This is a genomic window from Streptomyces marincola (assembly GCF_020410765.1).
In the GTDB taxonomy this organism is placed as follows: domain Bacteria; phylum Actinomycetota; class Actinomycetes; order Streptomycetales; family Streptomycetaceae; genus Streptomyces; species Streptomyces marincola.
This window is the reverse complement of record NZ_CP084541.1, coordinates 2462216-2480522: the sequence shown is the minus strand read 5'-3', so window position 1 is coordinate 2480522 and position 18307 is coordinate 2462216. Positions and strand designations below refer to the sequence as shown.

Sequence of the window (18307 nt, the reverse complement as noted above, 5' to 3'; positions counted from 1 at the left end):
GAACGACCAGGCCACCGACGCCGCCGCCGTGACGATGGTCTCGCCGGGCACGCCGCCCGCGGCCAGGGACCAGGACCGCCGCGAGGCGCGGCACGGCCTCGGTACCTCGCTGCCGCCGGCCGAGGCGGAGGCCAAGGTGCTCGGCACCCACCCGTACACCGCGGACCTGTGGGCCGAGGGGCTGCTGTGGGCCGCCGTGCTGCGCTCGCCGCACCCGCACGCGCGCATCAGGAACATCGACGTCTCGGAGGCGGCCGGCATGCCCGGCGTGCGCACGGTCGTGACGCACGCGGACGTGACCGGCGACGCGGGCCTCGGCCGCACGGTCACCGACCGGCCGCCGCTGGCCGCCGACCTGGTCAGGTACCACGGCGAGCCGGTGGCCGCCGTGGCGGCCGACCACCCGGAGACCGCCCGCCTGGCCGCCGCGGCGATCGTCGTCGAGTACGAGGTGCTCGACGCGGTGACCGACCCGGAGAAGGCGTTCGAGGCGCCGCCCCTGCACCCCGACGGCAACCTGATCCGGCACATCCCGCTGCGGCACGGCGACCCCGGCGCCACCGGCGAGATCGTCGTCGAGGGCCTGTACCGCATCGGCCGCCAGGACCCGGCGCCGATCGGCGCCGAGTCGGGCCTCGCGGTGCCGCGGCCCGACGGCGGGGTTGAGGTCTACACCGCGAGCACCGACCCGCACGGCGACCGCGACCGGCTCGCCGCCTGCCTCGGCCTCGCCCAGGAGCAGGTCAAGATCTACGTGACCGGCGTGCCCGGCGCCCTCGGCGACCGGGAGGACCTCGGCTTCCAACTGCCGCTCGCGCTCCTCGCGATCCGCAGCGGCAGCCCGGTCAAGCTGACGGCGACCCGCGAGGAGTCGTTCCTCGGGCACGCGCACCGGCACCCGACGCTGCTGCGCTACTGGCACCACGCCGACCGCGAGGGGAAGCTGGTCAAGGTCGAGGCGCAGGTGCTGATGGACGCCGGCGCGTACGCGGACGACTCGGCGGAGGCGCTGGCCGCGGCGGTGTCGTTCGCGGCCGGCCCCTACGTCGTGCCGAACGCCGCGGTCGACGGCTGGGTCGTGCGCACCAACAACCCGCCCGCCGGGTACGTGCGCGGCGAGGGCGCGATGCAGGTGTGCGCCGCGTACGAGGGGCAGATGGACAAGCTCGCGGCGCGCCTCGGCCTCGACCCGGCCGAGGTGCGGGCGCGCAACGTGCTGGGCACGGGCGACCCGCTGCCCACCGGCCAGGCCGTCACCTGCCCGGCGCCGGTCGCCGAACTGCTCGCCGCCGTCCGCGAGGCGCCGCTGCCGGCGCTGCCCAAGGACGGGCCGGTGGAGGACTGGCTGCTGCCCGGCGGCCCCGACGGCGCGGCGGACCCGGGCGCGGTGCGCCGGGGCGTCGGCTACGCGCTCGGCATGGTGCACATGCTCGGCGCGGAGGGCGCCGACGAGGTGTCGACGGCGACGGTCAAGGTCGAGGGCTCGGTGGCCACCGTGCTGTGCGCCGCGGTGGAGACCGGACAGGGGTTCGCCACGCTGGCGCGGCAGATCGTGCAGGACGTCCTGGGCGTGGACGAGGTGCACGTGGCGCCGGTCGACACCGACCTGCCGGCGGCGGGGCCGGGCGGCAGGGGCCGCCACACGTGGGTCTCGGGCGGCGCGGTCGAGCGGGCGGCGAAGATGGTCCGCACCCAGCTGCTCCAGCCGCTCGCGGCGAACTTCGGGATGTCGGCCGAGCTGCTGTCGATCGCCGACGGCAAGATCACCTCCTACGACGGGGTGCTGAGCACGACGGTGCGCGAGGCGCTTGAGGGCAAGGAGCTGTGGGCGACCGCGCAGTGCCGCCCGCACCCCACCGAGCCGCTGGACGAGGCGGGCCGGGGGGACGCGTTCGTGGGCCTCGCGTTCGCCGCGGTGCGGGCCGTGGTGGACGTGGACGTCGAGCTGGGCGCCGTGCGGGTGGTCGAGATGGCCATCGCGCAGGACGTCGGCCGGGTGCTGAACCCGCGGCAGCTCAGGGCCCGGATCGAGGCGGGCGTGACGCAGGGCGTGGGCGCCGCGCTCACCGAGCACCTGCGCGTCGTGCGCGGTGTCGTGCGCCGGGCGGATCTGTCGGGGTACGCGCTGCCCACGGCGTTGGACGCGCCTGACGTGCGCATCGTGCGCCTGATCGAGGAGCGGGACGTCGTCGCGCCGTTCGGAGCCAAGGCGGTCAGCGCCGTGCCCGTGGTGGTGTCGCCCGCCGCGGTGGCGGCGGCGGTCAGGGCGGCGACCGGCCGCCCGGTGAACCGGCTGCCCATCCGGCCGCAGGCCGCGGTGGGCGTGCCGACCGGCGCCGGCTGACCGGCAGTTGAACGGGGCGGCTGAACGGCGGCGGTCGAGCGGCGGTTGAACGCGCGCCCGCCCCACAGGCGCCGAAGGGACCGCTTCCTGGCCTCGGCCCGGGGGACCGGGACCAAGGGCCGGAGGGACATCCGCCCGGGGCCCGTGGGCATCCGGGCGCTGGGGTCCTTACCGTGAACGCATGACCGAGACCGATGCCGACGCTTCCACCGGCGCGCCCACCGGGGCGGCGGTGACGCCGCCTCCGGAGCGGGACGGCGGGGTGCTCAGCGCGCCCTACCGGGCGCTCACGCTCGGGTGCGTGAGCACGATCCTGCTGATCGCGTTCGAGGCCATGGCCGTGGGCACGGCCATGCCTGCGGCGGCCGAGGCGCTCGACGGGCTGGCGCTGTACGCGTTCGCGTTCTCGGCCTTCTTCACCACCAGCCTGCTCGGCATGGTCCTCTCCGGCCAGTGGTGCGACCGGAGCGGGCCGACCGCGCCCGTGCTCGCCGGGGTGGCCGCGTTCTCCTCGGGGCTGCTGCTGTCCGGCGCCGCGCAGTCGATGTGGGTCTTCGTGCTCGGGCGCGCCGCGCAGGGCGTGGGCGGCGGCCTCGTGATCGTCGCGCTGTACGTGACCGTGCGGCGGGCGTACCCCGAGCGGCTGCGCCCGGCGGCGCTCGCGTCGTTCTCGGCGGCCTGGGTGGTGCCCTCCATGGTGGGCCCGGTGATCGCCGGCACCGTGACGGAACGTTTCGGCTGGCGCTGGGTCTTCCTCGGCATCACCGCGCTCGTGATCCTCCCCGTGCTGGTGATGCTGCCCCAGCTGCGGAGGCTGGGCGACGGGCGGGACGGGGAGCAGCCCGCTCCGCGCTTCGACGGCCGGCGGCTGCGGCTCGCCGTGGCGGTCGCGGCCGGTGCCGGGCTGCTCCAGCTCGGCGGGCAGGAGCTGCGCTGGCTCTCCCTGGTCCCGGTGCTCGCGGGCGTCGCGCTGCTCGCGCCGTCCGCGGCGCGGCTGCTGCCCCGCGGCACGTTCCTCGCGGGCCGCGGCCTGCCCTCGGTGATCGCGCTGCGCGGGCTCATATCGGCCGCCTACCTGTCCACGCAGAGCTTCGTGCCGCTGATGCTGGTGACCCAGCGCGGCCTCACCTACACGCAGGCGGGCCTCGCGCTCGCCGCGTCCGGCGGCCTGTGGGCCCTGGGCTCGTTCGCGCAGTCCCGGCCGGGGGCGGAACGCCACCGGTTCCGGCTGGTGCGCCTCGGCACCGTGCTCATCGCGGCCGGTGTCGCGCTGACGCCGCTGGTGCTGTTCGAGGCGGTGCCGGTGTGGACCCCGGCGCTCACCCTCGCCATCGGCTGCTTCGGGATGGGCCTGGTGACCGCCTCGGTCGGCGTGCTGGTGCTGCGGTTGTCAGAGCCGCGCGAGGCGGGCGAGAACGTCGCCTCCCTCCAGGTGTGCGACAGCCTGGGGAACGTGGTGATGCTCACGGTCGTCGGCACGCTCTTCGCCGCCCTGGGCGGGGACGCGACCGCCGTCGGGCACGACGCGGCGGCCACGGCCGAGGCCGGGACGAACGTGGGCCCCGGCGCGTTCGTCGCGGTCTACGCGGCCACGGCCGCCGCCGCGTCGCTCGCCGTCTTCGTCGGCGGGCGCCTGCGCGCGCCGGGGGCGCGCGGCGGGGACGGGGTGCCCGGCGCGTGAACCGGCAAGTGCCGGGCGCGTGAACGGGCGGGTGGCCGGAAGCCGTTGCGGTGTGAGATGAGCCGCAGCGAACGGGCACCCGCGCGGCGGTAGGCTGGCGCGGTCGCGCACCGGCCGGCCGAGCGCCGGGCCCCGCGCAGCCCAGGACCGTCCACCCCTTCCGGAGACCGTGACCACCACCGCCTCGCCCTCCCCGCACTCCTCCCACCTCTCACCCGCCTTCCCCGGCCGCGCCCCCTGGGGCACCGCGAGCAAGCTGCGGGCCTGGCAGCAGGCGGCGATGGAGTCCTATCTCCAGGCCCAGCCCCGTGACTTCCTCGCCGTGGCCACGCCGGGCGCGGGAAAGACGACGTTCGCGCTCACGCTGGCCTCCTGGCTGCTGCACCACCACGTGGTCCAGCAGGTGACGGTGGTGGCACCCACGGAGCACCTGAAGACCCAGTGGGCCGACGCCGCCGCCCGCATAGGCATCAGGCTCGACCCGGAGTACAGCGCGGGGCCCGTGGGCCGCGACTACCACGGCGTCGCGGTGACCTACGCGGGCATCGGCGTCCGGCCGATGCTGCACCGCAACCGCTGCGAGCAGCGCAAGACCCTGGTCATCCTGGACGAGATCCACCACGCGGGGGACTCGCGTTCGTGGGGCGAGGCGTGCCTTGAGGCGTTCGAACCGGCCACGCGCCGGCTGGCGCTGACCGGCACGCCGTTCCGCTCGGACACCAACCCGATCCCGTTCGTCACCTACGCGGAGGGAACGGACGGCGTCCGCAGGTCGGTGGCCGACTACACCTACGGCTACGGCAACGCGCTGGCCGACGGCGTGGTCCGGCCGGTGATCTTCCTCTCCTACAGCGGCAGCATGCGCTGGCGGACGAAGGCGGGCGACGAGGTGGCCGCCCGGCTCGGCGAGCCGATGACGAAGGACGCGACCTCCCAGGCGTGGCGCACCGCGCTCGACCCGAAGGGCGAGTGGATGCCCGCCGTGCTCGGGGCCGCCGACCGGCGGCTCGACGAGGTGCGCAGGTCGGTGCCTGACGCGGGCGGCCTGGTGATCGCCACCGACCAGGACTCGGCCCGCGCCTACGCGAAGCTGCTGCGCGGGATCAGCGGCACGGCGCCCACCGTGGTCCTCTCCGACGACGGCGGCGCCTCCGGCCGCATCGAGGAGTTCAGGCAGTCGCAGGACCGCTGGCTGGTGGCGGTGCGCATGGTGTCCGAAGGCGTGGACGTGCCGCGCCTGGCGGTCGGTGTGTACGCGACGACGATCTCGACGCCGCTGTTCTTCGCGCAGGCCGTGGGGCGTTTCGTGCGGTCGAGGCGGCGCGGCGAGACCGCGTCGGTGTTCCTGCCCACCATTCCGTCGCTGCTCGGCTTCGCCCACGAGCTCGAACTGGAACGCGACCATGTGCTCGACAAGCCCAAGCGCGGGAACGAGGAGGAGGACCCGTACGGGCCCGAGGCCGACCTGCTGAAGGAGGCCGAGCGGGAGCAGGACGAGCCGGACGGCGAGCAGGACCAGCTCCCGTTCGAGGCACTGGAGTCCGAGGCCGTGTTCGACCGGGTGATGTACGACGGGGCCGAGTTCGGGATGCAGGCGCACCCGGGCAGCGAGGAGGAGCAGGACTACCTGGGCATTCCCGGGCTGCTCGAACCCGACCAGGTGCGCATGCTGCTGCACAAGCGGCAGCAGCGGCAGATCGCCCACAGCCGGCGCAAGCCGGACGACGAGGCCGACCTGCTCGAACTGCCCGCGGAGCGGCGGCCCGTGCTCAGCCACAAGGAGATGATGGAGCTGCGCCGCGAGCTGAACTCGCTGGTGGGCGCGTACGCGCACCAGTCGGGCAAGCCGCACGGCGTGATCCACACCGAGTTGCGCAGGGCGTGCGGCGGCCCGCCCACGGCGGAGGCGACGGCGGGGCAGCTGCGGCAGCGGGTGGCGAAGGTCAAGGAGTGGGCCACGCGCATGCGGTGAACGGCTCGCCGGGACCCGCTCGTGCCCGACCGCCCGCGCGTGGTGGCCCGCGCGGGCGCGGACGGGCGCCGGGGCGGGGGACGTTCGTCGCGATCGGCGTCATTTCGACTATGGATCGCTCGGATTGTGGACACCCTCTTCCGCTCAGCGGTGCCGCTGGGTAGGTTTCCGGTCACACAAACGCCCGGAGGCAGCGTCGCCCCGGCGCGCATCCGGACTGTGTGACCTGCTACCGCGACCGGCGGCCCGCTCCGCGTGCTGCCGACGGGACCGGCGGTACGCGCACCATGGCGGCAGCCGCCGGCTCATCGGGAACCCCTCGGCGACGTCCGAGCAGAGATGGGGGCGCCATGAGCGACGCACGCCCGGCTTCCGGGCCGCCGACCGACGTTCACCCCGCCCGGCCGCGTGCGGCCCGGCTCACCGGCAGGGAGGGGGTGTGACCGCGGAGACCTCGCAGACACTCGACCGGGGACTGCGCGTCCTGAAGCTGCTCGCCGAGACCGATCACGGCCTGACCGTGACCGAACTGTCCAAGCAGCTCGGCGTCAACCGCACGGTCGTCTACCGCCTGCTCGCCACGCTCGAACAGCACTCCCTGGTCCGGCGCGACGCCGGCGGCCGGGTCCGCGTCGGGGTCGGCGTGCTCGGGCTCGGCCGCCAGGTCCACCCGCTGGTGCGGGAGGCCGCGCTGCCCGCGCTCCGGTCGCTCGCCGAGGACGTGGGCGCCACGGCGCACCTCACGGTCGTCGACGGCACCGACGCGCTGGCCGTCGCCGTCGTCGAGCCGAGCTGGACCGACTACCACGTCGCCTACCGCACCGGCTACCGGCACGCGCTCGACCGGGGCGCGGCCGGGCGCGCGATACTCACCGGGCGCTGCAAGGACATCGAGAACGAGGACGGGTTCGTGCTGACCCAGGGGGAGCTCGAAGCCGGCGCGTGCGGCGCCGCCGCGCCCCTGCCGGGGGACTGCGGGATCGAGGGCAGCGTCGGGGTGGTCATGCTGAACGAGTCGGTGCCGCCCGAGGTGGGCCCGCGCGTGGTCAGGGCCGCCAGGGAAGTGGCGGCGGTCCTGCGTTAGATTCCCTGCATGTCCGCGACCCCGCCGAAGCAGCAGCCGTCCGCCGCGCCCTCCTCGCCGGCCGGCCGCCGCCCGCTGTGGCTCGCCGCGTGCGCGCTGCTGGTCGTCGCGCTGCTCGCGGTCGCCGCCCTGGCCCCGCTGCCGTACTCGGTGACCCGGCCGGGGCTGACCGCGGACGTCCTGGGCGAGCACGACGGCGAGCCGGTGATCACCATCACCGGCGCCGAGGTGCGCGATCCCGCGGGCGAGCTGCGCATGACGACGATCACCGCCACGTCCCCCGACGCGACCGTGCGCCTGCCCGAGGTGGTCACCGGCTGGTTCGCCGGGGACCGGGCCGTGATGCCCCGCGACTCGGTCTATCCGGTCGGCGACAACCGCGAGGAGATCCAGGAGCACAACGAGGGGCAGATGCGCGCGTCGCAGCACGCGGCGGTCGCCGCGGCCCTCGACTACCTCGGACTCGAAGCGGACGACGTCACGGTCGAGTTGAGCCTGGCCGACGTCGGCGGCCCGAGCGCGGGGCTGCTGCTTTCGCTCGGCATCGTGGACCTGCTGCACGGCGACGGGGCCGGCGGCGACCTGACCGGCGGGCTCACCGTCGCGGGCACGGGCACCATCGAGCCGGACGGAACGGTCGGCTCCGTGGGGGGCGTTCCGCTCAAGACCCAGGCCGCGCGGCGGGACGGCGCGACGGTCTTCCTCGTGCCGCGCGCCGAGTGCGGCGACGCCTCGGCGAACCTGCCCGAGGGCCTGACGCTGCTTCCTGTGACCACACTCGACGGCGCGGTGGCCGACCTGCGGGCGCTCGCGGCCGGCGAGCAGGCGCCGTCCTGCTGAACCGCCCGGCCGGGCACCGCGCGGCGCCCGGCCGGTGGGCGGCGGGCCCGCACGGACCGCCCCCGCGAGTGCAGGTCGCGGGGGCGGCTGTGGGGGGGTGGTGTTCTTACTGTTCCCACGCTCCGCGCGTTCACGCTCGTTCCGGGCGAGGAGAGGCGCGAAGTTCCGTGGCGGAAAGCCGGGAGAAGCGCGCCGTTCGCTCACTTCCCGGTGGCCGTGTGACCGCGAAGCGGGGTCCGCGTGAAGATCCTGTGCCCCGGCCGACGGCCGACGGCCGACGGCCGACGGCCGCCGCCTGCCGCCGGAGCGGGGCGCCGGCGGGAGCGCCAGGTGCCGACCGGGCCGGGGCTGGCCACCGGCGTGCCCCGCGCCCGAGCATGGTGTCCCGCGGCACGCGCGCGGTGCCGCCCGCGCCGTCCTGCACCGCACCCGCCCCGCCAGGAGGTTCGCCATGGCCATCGACGAACTGGACGCCCGACTGCTCGAACTCCTCGCCAGGGAGCCGCGCATCGGCGTGCTCGAAGTGTCCCGCCGCCTCGGCGTGGCACGGGGCACGGCGCAGGCGCGGCTGGAGAAGCTGCGGACCGGGGGCGTGATCCGCGGCTTCGGGCCCGACGTCGACCCCGCCGCACTGGGGTTCCCTGTCACCGCGTTCGCCACGCTGGAGATCAAGCAGGGGCGGGGCGAGGAGGTGCGCCGGCACCTCGGCGGCGTGCCCGAGGTGCTGGAACTGCACACCATCACGGGCGAGGGCGACATGCTGTGCCGGCTGGTGGCGCGGTCCAACGCCGATCTCCAGCGGGTGATCGACCAGGTGGTCGGCTTCGACGGCATCGTCAGGTCATCCACCGCCATCGTCATGGAGAACCCGGTGCCGCTGCGGGTGATGCCGCTGGTCAGGCACGCCGCGGGCCGCCGGCCCCCGGGCGCGGCGCGCGCGGCGGGCCGCGCGCGCGGGGCCGCGGGGGAGCCGGGACCGCGCGGCTGAGGGCCGCGCGGCCGGGCGGCGGCCGGGCGGGGGCGGCGCGGGTGCGGTGCTGGCCGGCCGGCAGGCCGCCGAGGGGCCGCGCGCCGCCGAAGGCGTGCGTGCCGGTGCGCCAACGGTCCGGGTGCCGGTGCGCCAACGGACCGCGCGCGCCGGACCGTTGCCGCGGCGGCCCGGTCGGCGCACTGTCCCAGGTGTGTCCCAGTCCTGCCACGGACGCGTCCGCGGGCGGCCGTGCGGGGGGCGGGCGGCTCTCGCCGCGCCCGCGAGTTGGCTATGGTCGCTGTCTGGTGGGGACTCGGCCGAAGCGGGGCCCCCACCGACGTAACATGCTTGGTTCAGAGAGAACAGCACTGCACGGACGAGGAGATCGGAACCGATGAGCTCCCCAACCGCAGGCTCCCCGCCCTCATCAGGCAACGCAGGCGGCGGCCCGGGGCCCAACTGGTATCCGGACCCGTCCATTCCCGGCTACATCCGGTACTGGAACGGCACCGCGTGGGTGCCCGGCAGCAGCCGGCCCGAGCCGCGGGAGGGCGAGCCGGTGCCCACGCCGCCGTCCGGCGCGGCGGCCGGCCCGGCCGTCGCGGGGCCGGCGGTTCCGCCCGCCCGGGCCGGTGAGACGCAGCCGTTCTTCTTCGACGAGGACCCGCAGGGCGCGCCCGCCGCACAGGGCGGGGGCGGCGGAAACGCGCTTCCCGAGGTGCGCGGGCGCGGCGAGGTCGCGCGGCAGGAGCCGGCCGGCGCGTGGCCGGCCGCGGGCGCCGGGGCGCAGCCGCCGGCGGCGGGGCAGCCCGCGCGCAGCTCCCCGGAGCGGGGGCAGGCGCGGGCCGCGCAGCAGCAGGCCGGGAGCCGGGCCGCGTGGGGCTCGGACGAGGACGTCAGCACCTCGCCGGTGGCCGCGGCGGGCCGGGTCGACCCGCGCGGGCAGTTCCGCCGGCCCTCGGCGGACAGCTCGCCTTCGCCCGCCTCGCCCGCCCCGCCCGCCTCGCCCGCCTCGCCCGCCTCGCCCGCCCCGCCCGCCGAGCAGCCCGCGGCCCGGCCGCAGCCGCCCGAGCCGGCTCCCAAGGAGGAGACGACGACCCTGCGGCGCACGGACATCGCGACGGCGGGCGGCTCGTGGGAGCGCCAGGTGCGCGACCTGGCGCAGCAGGCGCCCCAGGGCGCGCAGCCGCAGGCCGGGCGCGCGCCGGCGGCAGGGCCGTCGCCCGCGCCGGTCGTGAACGCCCCGGCGGGCCCCGCCGCGCCCGCGCAACCGCGCGCGCAGGCGCAGGGCGCGGCGGTGCCGCAGGCGGGCGCGGCCGTGCCGCCGGCCGCGCAGCAGCGGGCGCCCCAGCAGGCCCAGCAGGCCCAGCCCTCCCCGCAGCAGGCGCGGGCCCCGCAGCCCGGCTACGGCTATCCGCCGCAGCAGGCGGGCGGCGCGGCGCCCGGCGGCTACGGTTACCCGCCCCAGCAGCCCGGCGCGGGCGCGCCCGGTGGCTACGGCTATCCGCCCCAGCAGGCCGGCGGCGCGGCGCCCGGCGGCTACGGCTATCCGCCGCAGCAGGCCCACCCGCAGCAGTCGCCGTTCCTCCAGTCGCACCAGGGCGAGGCCCTGACGATGATCCGGCGGTTCGAGACCACGCAGGCCCACCCGGCCGCCCTCGGCCGGCGGGTGCTGGCCCGGCTCGTCGACTCCCTGCTGCCCGTCGGCGCGGCCGTCGCGTTCGGCCTCCCGCTGCTCGGCGACGCCAGGGACCACATCCAGGACCAGGTGGACGCGGCAGAACGGGCCGGGGTCACCGAGACGGTCTGGCTGATCGACGGGACCACGGGCGGGTATCTGGCCATGGTCATCGGGGTGTTCCTCGGCGTGGGCCTGCTGCTCGAAGCGCTGCCGACCGCGCTGTGGGGCAGGACGCCGGGCAAGGCGCTGTTCGGTCTCCGGGTGCTCGACATCCAGCAGCAGGAGAAGCCGGGCTTCGGTGCGGCGTTGCTGCGCTGGCTGGTGTACAGCCTGCTGGGTGTACTGGTGGTGGGCGTCGTGAACGTGCTGTGGGCCCTGCGCGACCGGCCCTGGCGCCAGTGCTGGCACGACAAGGCGGCGGGTACGTTCGTCGGCACGCTGAAGCCGCGGGACCGCGAGGACTGAGCCGGTCGGCCCACGCCGCCTCGCGCGGCGGCCGGTGCCGGGATGCGGGCGCGCGGGGGCCGGGTTTGACTGGCGATCATGAGCACCGAGCAGCCAAGACCCGGCCCCGGCGACGAGCCGGGAAGCGGCCCCGACCGGAGCGCGTCGGACCTGCCCAAGGCACCTCCGCCCAGTGAGCCGCCGGGCGACCGCTACGGCGGCAACCCCTACGGCGGCGCGGGGGGCGCCGCCGACCCGCTCGCCGGCATGCCGCCGCTCGCCTCGCTCGGCCGCAGGCTGCTCGCGAGGATCATCGACTCGTTGATCGTCGGCATCCCCGTGTCGCTGCTCATGCTGCCGTTCATGGGCGACTACGAGTTCGACAACGGGGGCGGCGGCTACGGGCAGCAGGCCGTCGTGCTGCTCGTCTACTTCGTCTACGAGGCGCTCATGCTCAGCGCCCGCGGCCAGACCGTCGGCAAGATGGTGACGCGCGTGCGCGTGGCGATGCTCGACGACGGCGCGGTGCCGCGCGGCAATCCGGCCTGGACGCGGGCCGCGGTCTACGCGCTGCCGCAGCTCGTGCCGTGCATCGGCTTCCTGTTCTGGCTGCTGAACGTCCTGTCCTGCACGTGGGACCGGCCCTACCGGCAGTGTCTGCACGACAAGGCGGCGCGGACCGTGGTCGTCTCCGCCGTCTGAGGGGCGCCGGCGCGGCGCGGGCCGCGACGCGCCGTCAGACGTGCGCGCCCGGCCGCCGCGCCGTGCCGACGGGCCGGGCGGACCCCGCGGCCGGGCCCGCGGCCCCCGGCGCCCGGCCCTCGGGCGCCTGGCGGCGTCCCGGGGCGGCGACGGCGACCCAGGCCCCGGCGATCAGCGCGAGCGTGGCGATGAGGACCACCGCGGGCCCCGCCGCCGCGGGGAGCAGGAGCAGGGAGACGAACGTGAGGGAGATGACCGTGGCCGAACCGTAGGCGATCTGCACGGGAGTCGGGTGCGGCATGGCGGTTCCGTCCTGGGAGTGCCTCGGTGAGGGCTGCGGGTGGCCGCCCGGAAGGGACCCGGAAGAGGGGACGGCACTTCCGGACGGTTCTGGGGGGCTCAGTGCCCAGGTCTTGGATGCCGTAAGCGCGCGCCCCGGGCGGTGCGGGAGCACGGGGGGAGCAGGGGGGCGCACGGAACCGCGCGGCGGCGGGCCGCCGTACGACCGCGGTCGTACGCGCGAGCCGGATTGAGGGGTGTCTTTTTCTGCCTGACTCATGTCAAATGCTTCTGTCCCACTCATGTCAAACGCGTCCCACGACATCACTGCGTACGCAGGGGAGGCCAGGCAACACGTGAACACCGGAAAGCGGTCCATAAGAACGAGAACCGCCGCCGTGGCGACGGCCGTCGCCGCCGTCGGAGCGGCCGTGCTCGTGCCCGTCGGGGCTGCGCAGGCGCAGCCGGTGGCCGACGCCGAGGAAGTGCCGCGCGACGCGCGGGCGTTCTCGGCGGCCCCCGAGCTGGAGAACCCGCTCGGCGACAAGCGTGAGGCCCAGCGGCAGGAGGCCGCACGGCAGTTGGTCGCCGACGGGGCCAGCGCCCGCACCCTGGGCGGCTCCGAGGTGGTGGAGCTGAGCGACGGCGAGTTCGTGGAGACCGCCGTCACCGGGACGGACCGGATCTTCACCGTGCTGGTGGAGTTCGGCGACGAGATCCACCCCGAGTTCGGAGGCGACCCGGGCCCGCGGGTCAACCAGATCGCCGAGCCGGACCGCGAGACGGACAACACCACCATCTGGCGCGAGGACTTCGACCGCCAGTACTACGAGGACATCTACTACTCGGACGATCCCGCCGTCCCGTCGGTGAAGCAGTACTTCGAGAGCCAGTCCTCGGGCCGCTACACCGTGGAGGGCCACGTCACCGACTGGGTGCTGGTCGACTACAACGAGGCCAGGTACGGCAACAACGCCTGCGGTGACAGCGTGTGCCGCTCGGTGTGGGAGGTCGTGGCCGACGGCGTCAACGCCTGGTACGAGGACCAGCTCGCGGCCGGCGCGACGCCGGAGGAACTGGCGGCCACGCTGGCCGAGTACGACCGCCAGGACCGTTACGACTACGACGGCGACGGCGACTTCAACGAGCCGGACGGCTACCTGGACCACTTCCAGATCGTGCACGCGGGCGAGGACGAGTCGGCGGGCGGCGGCGCGCAGGGCGAGGACGCCATCTGGGCGCACCGCTGGTACGCGTTCAACGACCAGATCGGGCACACCGGTCCCGAGTACAACCTGGCGGGCGGCACCCAGATCGCGGACACCGGGCTGTGGGTCGGCGACTACACGATCCAGCCGGAGAACGGCGGAGTCGGCGTGTTCGCGCACGAGTTCGCGCACGACCTGGGCCTGCCGGACCTGTACGACACGCAGGGCGGCGAGAACGGCACCGGCTTCTGGTCCTCGATGTCCTCGGGTTCGTGGCTCGGCCCGGGCGAGGGGACGATCGGTGAGCTGCCGAACGACATGGGCCCGTGGGAGAAGCTGCAACTGGGCTGGCTCGACTACGACACGGCGCGGGCGGCGACCCGTTCCACGCACCGCCTCGGCGCTTCCGCGCTCACCTATCCCGAGGGGCGGGGCGCGCAGGGCAACGCGTCCCAGGCGCTGATCGTCGAACTGCCCGACAAGACGGTGACCACCGAGGTGCACGAGCCCGCCGAGGGCGAGGCGCAGTGGTGGAGCGGTTCCGGCGACGACCTGAACAGCACGCTGACCCGCACGGTCGACCTCGGCGGGGCGAGCACGGCGTCGCTCGACCTGACCGGCTGGTGGAGCATCGAGCAGGACTACGACTTCCTGTACGCCGAGGCGTCCGCGGACGGCGGCGCCACGTGGGTCCCGCTCGAAGGGACCGCGGACGGTGAGGAGTTGCCGCGGGACGGCGCGGACCGCCCGGCGCTGACCGGCGAGTCGGGCGGCGATGTGGCGCTGTCCTTCCCGCTGGACGCCTACGCGGGGCAGTCGGTCGACATCCGGTTCCGCTACCAGACGGACGGGTCCGTCTCCGGCACCGGGTTCACGGCCGACGCGCTCACGGTCACGGCCGACGGCGAGCAGGTGTTCGCCGACAACGCCGAGGCGGGCGAGGGTGATTGGGCCGTGGACGGCTTCCGCATCGTGGGCGCGTCCGTCACGGGCGAGTACCCGCAGTACTACATCGTGGAGAACCGCCAGTACGTCGGCTACGACGAGACGCTGCGCACCGGCCCGTACAACTTCGGCTGGGCGTCGGAGCGCCCGGACTGGGTCGAGCACTACTCCTACCGCAACGGCATGCTGGTCTGGCTGTGGGACACCTCGCAGACGGACAACAACACCAGCCAGCACCCGGGCGAGGGCCTGATCCTGCCGGTGGACGCCAACGCGGAGGCCGAGTACTGGTCGGACGGCACGCTGATGCGCAACCGCATCCAGAGCCGGGACGCCACGTTCAGCAAGCACGGGGTGCCCGAGCTGACGCTGCACCTGGACGGCGAGCCCACGACGCTGCCCGCGCAGCGGGCGACGCCGTACTTCGACGACCGCAGCGGCACCTACTGGGACGAGGCGAACCCGCGCAACAGCGTGGTCGTCCCCGACACCAACACCAGGATCACCCTGGTGGCCCAGCCGGGCAACGCGGAGCGGCCGATCCTGGTCCGGGTCGGCCCGAGCGGACGCTGAGGGCGCGGCGCCCGGCACGCGCCGGGCGCCGCGACCACCGGCGTGAGTGAACGGTCACGTTCCGTCGATATCTGACGGTTGTTGATCTTATCTGGCGCAAAATGGCTGGTCAGAGCGCATTCGGCCGCCGCCCCTCGACGGGCGGCGGCCGATGGCGTAAGGATGTCGGGGACCGCTTTTCCGCGTCCGGAGTCGATGAGAAGGTGACCCCATGGCCGAAGGAGGCTTTGTCCGGCTGCCCGATGGCAGCGTCGTCGTCGCGCTCGCCCTGCCCCGTCCCGGTGCCCCGGGCCGTGCCGTCCGCGTGCTGGTGCACGCGGCGAACCGCTCGCGGGCGCTGACCCGCCTGCGGAACCTGGGCCTGCGCTCGGTCTACCTGCGGGGGAACGGCGCCCCGCCCACTCCGGACGAGATCTCGGCCGTGCTGCACCACCCCGAGGGCGTCGTGTGGCGCCCGGCCCCGTGCCACGCCACCGAGGGCTGGCACCCGATGGCGCACCTGCTGCGGGGCCGGCCGACCGCCGCCTGAGCGCGCCTCGCCGGCCGGCCGCCGTTCAGCCGGCCACCACGGGCTGCCCGCTCAGCTCGACGCCGCCGGCCGCCATCTCGCGCAGCGCCGCGTCGACCGTGGGCCGGGCGACCCCGGCCGTCAGCCCGAGCAGGACCCGGGTCTCGAACCCCTCCCGCGCGGCGTCGAGCGCGGTGGCCCGCACGCAGTGGTCGGTGGCGATGCCGACGACGTCGACCGCCGCGACGTCGTGCGCGCGCAGCCAGTCGGCCAGCCCGGTGCCGTTCTCGTCGCTGCCCTCGAAGCCGCTGTACGCGGCGGCGTGCGCGCCCTTGTCGAAGCAGGCCTCGACCGCTCCCGAGGCGACGGCGGGCGCGAAGTTCGGGTGGAAGGCGGCGCCCTCGGTCCCGGCCACGCAGTGCGGCGGCCACGAGTGCGTGAAGTCCGGGTGCGCGGAGAAGTGGTCGCCCGGCGCGATGTGGTGGTCGCGCGTGGCCACCACGTGCCGGTAGCCGGCGGTGGCCGCGCCGATCAGGTCGGTGATGGCGGCGGCGACACCGGCCCCGCCGGCGACGGCGAGTGACCCGCCCTCGCAGAAGTCGTTCTGCACGTCGACGACGATCAGTGCGCGGTGCATGCGGTGCGTCCTTCCCGCGAGAGCGTTGAGCGGCCGTTGAGCAGCGTAGTCATCAGGCGGTCCCCGCGTAACGCGTCGGGAGCACCGGCTCGCCGCGCGAGAGCTGGCTGGCGGAGAGCGGCAGCGCCTCGCGGACGCGCCGGTGGCGGTCCCTGGCCGCGTCCAGCGACTCCCTGGCGACGGCGCGGCCCGCCCGCATCAGCTCGACGGGGACCTGCCGGTCGGCCAGCTCCGGCGGCAGGGGCCCGGTGCCGACGACCTCGGCCTCGGCGGCCCCGTGGGCGTCCAGCGGCCGGGCGGCCCACTTCCGCCCGCCGATCGACAGCTTGCCGCCCAGGGACTTCTTGGCCACCGGGACCAGCGGCGCGCCCTCTTCCTCGCCGCCGCCGTGCTCCTCGCCCGCCCGGGCGACGAGCTTGTAGACCATCGAGCACGTCGGGTGACCGCTGCCGGTGACCAGGCGGGTCCCGACGCCGTAGGCGTCGACCGGCGCCGCGGCCAGGGAGGCGATGGCGTACTCGTCGAGGTCGCTGGTCACGACGATCCTCGTGCCGGTGGCACCGAGTTCGTCCAGCTGCCTGCGCACCCGGTGCGCCACGACGAGCAGGTCGCCCGAGTCGATCCGCACCGCGCCGAGCCCGGGGCCCGCCACCTCGACCGCGGTGCGCACCGCCTCCGTCACGTCGTAGGTGTCGACCAGGAGCGTGGTGCCGGAGCCGAGCGACTCCACCTGCGCGGTGAACGCCTCGCGCTCGGAGTCGTGCAGGAGCGTGAAGGCGTGCGCGCTGGTGCCCACGGTCGGGATGCCGTAGCGGAAGCCCGCGGCCAGGTCGGAGGTCGAGGAGAACCCGCCGACGTACGCGGCGCGCGCCGCCGCCACGGCGGCCAGCTCGTGGGTGCGCCGCGCGCCCATCTCGATCAGCGGGCGGTCGCCGGCCGCGACGGCCATCCGGGAGGCCGCGGCGGCCACCGCCGAGTCGTGGTTGAGGATCGACAGGATCACCGTCTCCAGCACGACGCACTCGGCGAACGTGCCCCGCACGGTCATGATCGGCGAGCCGGGGAAGTAGACCTCGCCCTCGGGGTAGCCGTCGATGTCGCCGCGGAACCGGTAGTCGGCCAGCCAGTCGACGGTCGCCTCGTCCACGACCTTCCGTTCGCGCAGCCAGTCGAGCAGGGCGGGCTCGAAGCGGAAGTTCTCCACGGCGTCGAGCACGCGCCCGGTGCCCGCCACCACGCCGTACCTGCGCCCCTCGGGGAGCCGGCGGGTGAAGACCTCGAAGACCGACCGCCGGTGCGCGGTGCCCGCCCGCAGCGCGGCCTGGACCATGGTCAGCTCGTACTGGTCGGTGAAGAGCGCGGTCGAGGGCACCGCCACGGGCAACGCCGTGGGCGTGTCGTTCATGACATCCATGGCCCCACCCTACCCCCGATCTCGTCAATCTGACGATATGGGGTCGCGGGCCGCGCGTCGCCGGGTCCGAGGCCCCGCGAGGATCCCGTTTGGGCCCGTGGGGCGGGTTGGTGGCAGCATGGGAGGCGTGAGTGCCATCCCCCTGGAGATCGAGCGCACGGAGGCGGAGCGGGTCCCGGCGCGGGAGCCGGTGCCCGACGTGCCGTGGGTGACGATCGTGCACAACGATCCCGTCAACCTCATGAGTTACGTGACCTACGTGTTCCAGTCCTATTTCGGATATTCGAAGGACAAGGCCAAGAAGCTCATGCTGGACGTCCACCACAAGGGCCGTGCGACCGTTTCGCAAGGGAGCCGTGAAGAAATGGAGCGCGACGTGCAGGCCATGCACGGATACGGTTTGTGGGCGACGCTTCAGCAGGACCGCTGATGGCCGGCTACTTCGAGCCCGCCGCGGGCGGCGCGGCGATCGCGCTCGACGAGGTCGAGATCTCCATCCTGCGCAGCCTGGCCACGCAGCTGCTCGAACTGATCGGGCCGGGCGCGGGGGAGAGCGAGGACCCGCTGGACGCCCTGTTCGCCGAGGGGCCGGAACGGCCGCCCGAGGACCCGGCGCTCGCGCGGCTCTTCCCCGACGCGTACGGCGAGCCGGGGCGTCCGCAGGACGACGAGACCAGGCGGCTGGCCGCGGAATTCCGCAGGTTCACCGAGGGTGACCTGCGCACCCGCAAGCGGGACGACCTGCTCGCCATGGTCCGCGGCCTCGACGCCGCGGCCCAGGAGGCGGAGGCGGGCGGCGCGGTCCTGACGCTGAAGGCGGAGGAGTCGAAGCAGTGGCTCGGCGCCCTGAACGACCTGCGGCTCGCCATCGCGTCCCGTCTCGATATCACCGACGAACAGGGCGCGGAGAAGTTGTTCGAATTGCCCGACGATGACCCGAACAAGCCGATGGTCATGGCGTACTTCTGGCTCGGTGGCCTCCAGGAATCACTGGTGGAGACTCTACTTCCGTGATCTCATGTGAT

15 protein-coding genes are annotated in these 18307 nt (G+C 75.0%); 12 read left to right on the top strand and 3 right to left on the bottom strand.

What is annotated here, in order from left to right; all coding sequences use genetic code 11:
• Positions 1–34 precede the first annotated feature (34 nt).
• The 8 genes from LC193_RS10435 (at position 35) to LC193_RS10385 (ending at position 11718) form a co-directional block, all read left to right on the top strand.
• The gene (locus LC193_RS10435; protein ID WP_226078544.1) at positions 35–2344 is read left to right on the top strand and encodes a xanthine dehydrogenase family protein molybdopterin-binding subunit; all 2310 of its coding nucleotides are present in this window, start codon (positions 35–37) and stop codon (positions 2342–2344) included.
• Positions 2345–2525: 181 nt separating this feature from the next.
• A complete protein-coding gene (locus LC193_RS10430) occupies positions 2526–4025 on the top strand; it encodes an MFS transporter (RefSeq protein ID WP_226073551.1) in 1500 nt (499 codons plus the stop codon).
• Positions 4026–4194: 169 nt separating this feature from the next.
• Complete coding sequence (locus LC193_RS10425) at positions 4195–5997, top strand: DEAD/DEAH box helicase (RefSeq protein ID WP_226073550.1); 1803 nt, start codon at positions 4195–4197, stop codon at positions 5995–5997.
• Between the two features lie 439 nt (positions 5998–6436).
• Positions 6437–7081, top strand: coding sequence for an IclR family transcriptional regulator (locus tag LC193_RS10420; protein WP_226073548.1), 645 nt, complete (start codon positions 6437–6439; stop codon positions 7079–7081).
• Between the two features lie 9 nt (positions 7082–7090).
• On the top strand, positions 7091–7921 hold the full coding sequence (locus LC193_RS10415; RefSeq protein WP_226073546.1) for a S16 family serine protease: 831 nt from the start codon (positions 7091–7093) through the stop codon (positions 7919–7921).
• A 451-nt stretch (positions 7922–8372) separates the two neighbouring features.
• Positions 8373–8909 (top strand): Lrp/AsnC family transcriptional regulator, encoded by a 537-nt coding sequence (locus LC193_RS10410; protein WP_226073544.1) that lies wholly within the window; start codon positions 8373–8375, stop codon positions 8907–8909.
• Positions 8910–9285: 376 nt separating this feature from the next.
• Positions 9286–11037: an RDD family protein gene (locus LC193_RS28965; RefSeq protein WP_264086265.1), complete on the top strand. Its 1752-nt coding sequence runs from the start codon at positions 9286–9288 to the stop codon at positions 11035–11037.
• 78 nt (positions 11038–11115) lie between these two features.
• Positions 11116–11718: an RDD family protein gene (locus tag LC193_RS10385; protein WP_226073542.1), complete on the top strand. Its 603-nt coding sequence runs from the start codon at positions 11116–11118 to the stop codon at positions 11716–11718.
• A 34-nt stretch (positions 11719–11752) separates the two neighbouring features.
• Here the strand turns inward: LC193_RS10385 and LC193_RS10380 are convergent, their stop codons facing one another.
• Entirely contained in the window at positions 11753–12019 is a 267-nt protein-coding gene (locus LC193_RS10380; RefSeq protein WP_226073541.1) for a hypothetical protein, read from the bottom strand.
• 334 nt (positions 12020–12353) lie between these two features.
• On the opposite strand from LC193_RS10380, the gene LC193_RS10375 reads away from it, so the two are divergent.
• Both LC193_RS10375 and LC193_RS10370 read left to right on the top strand, forming a co-directional pair.
• Entirely contained in the window at positions 12354–14723 is a 2370-nt protein-coding gene (locus LC193_RS10375; RefSeq protein WP_450264061.1) for an immune inhibitor A domain-containing protein, read from the top strand.
• Positions 14724–14934: 211 nt separating this feature from the next.
• The gene (locus LC193_RS10370) at positions 14935–15252 is read left to right on the top strand and encodes a hypothetical protein (protein ID WP_086160293.1); all 318 of its coding nucleotides are present in this window, start codon (positions 14935–14937) and stop codon (positions 15250–15252) included.
• 25 nt (positions 15253–15277) lie between these two features.
• Here the strand turns inward: LC193_RS10370 and LC193_RS10365 are convergent, their stop codons facing one another.
• Complete coding sequence (locus LC193_RS10365) at positions 15278–15868, bottom strand: isochorismatase family protein (protein ID WP_226073539.1); 591 nt, start codon at positions 15866–15868, stop codon at positions 15278–15280.
• Positions 15869–15920: 52 nt separating this feature from the next.
• A complete protein-coding gene (locus LC193_RS10360; protein ID WP_226078542.1) occupies positions 15921–17273 on the bottom strand; it encodes a nicotinate phosphoribosyltransferase in 1353 nt (450 codons plus the stop codon).
• 127 nt (positions 17274–17400) lie between these two features.
• Between LC193_RS10360 and clpS the strand changes: the two genes are divergently transcribed.
• Both clpS and LC193_RS10350 read left to right on the top strand, forming a co-directional pair.
• Positions 17401–17712, top strand: coding sequence for an ATP-dependent Clp protease adapter ClpS (gene clpS / locus LC193_RS10355; protein ID WP_226073538.1), 312 nt, complete (start codon positions 17401–17403; stop codon positions 17710–17712).
• Positions 17712–18296 carry a DUF2017 domain-containing protein gene (locus LC193_RS10350; protein WP_226078541.1) on the top strand — a complete coding sequence of 195 codons (585 nt, stop codon included), beginning with the start codon at positions 17712–17714 and terminating at the stop codon, positions 18294–18296. The genes clpS and LC193_RS10350 overlap by 1 nt, the downstream gene beginning before the upstream one ends.
• Positions 18297–18307 lie beyond the last annotated feature (11 nt).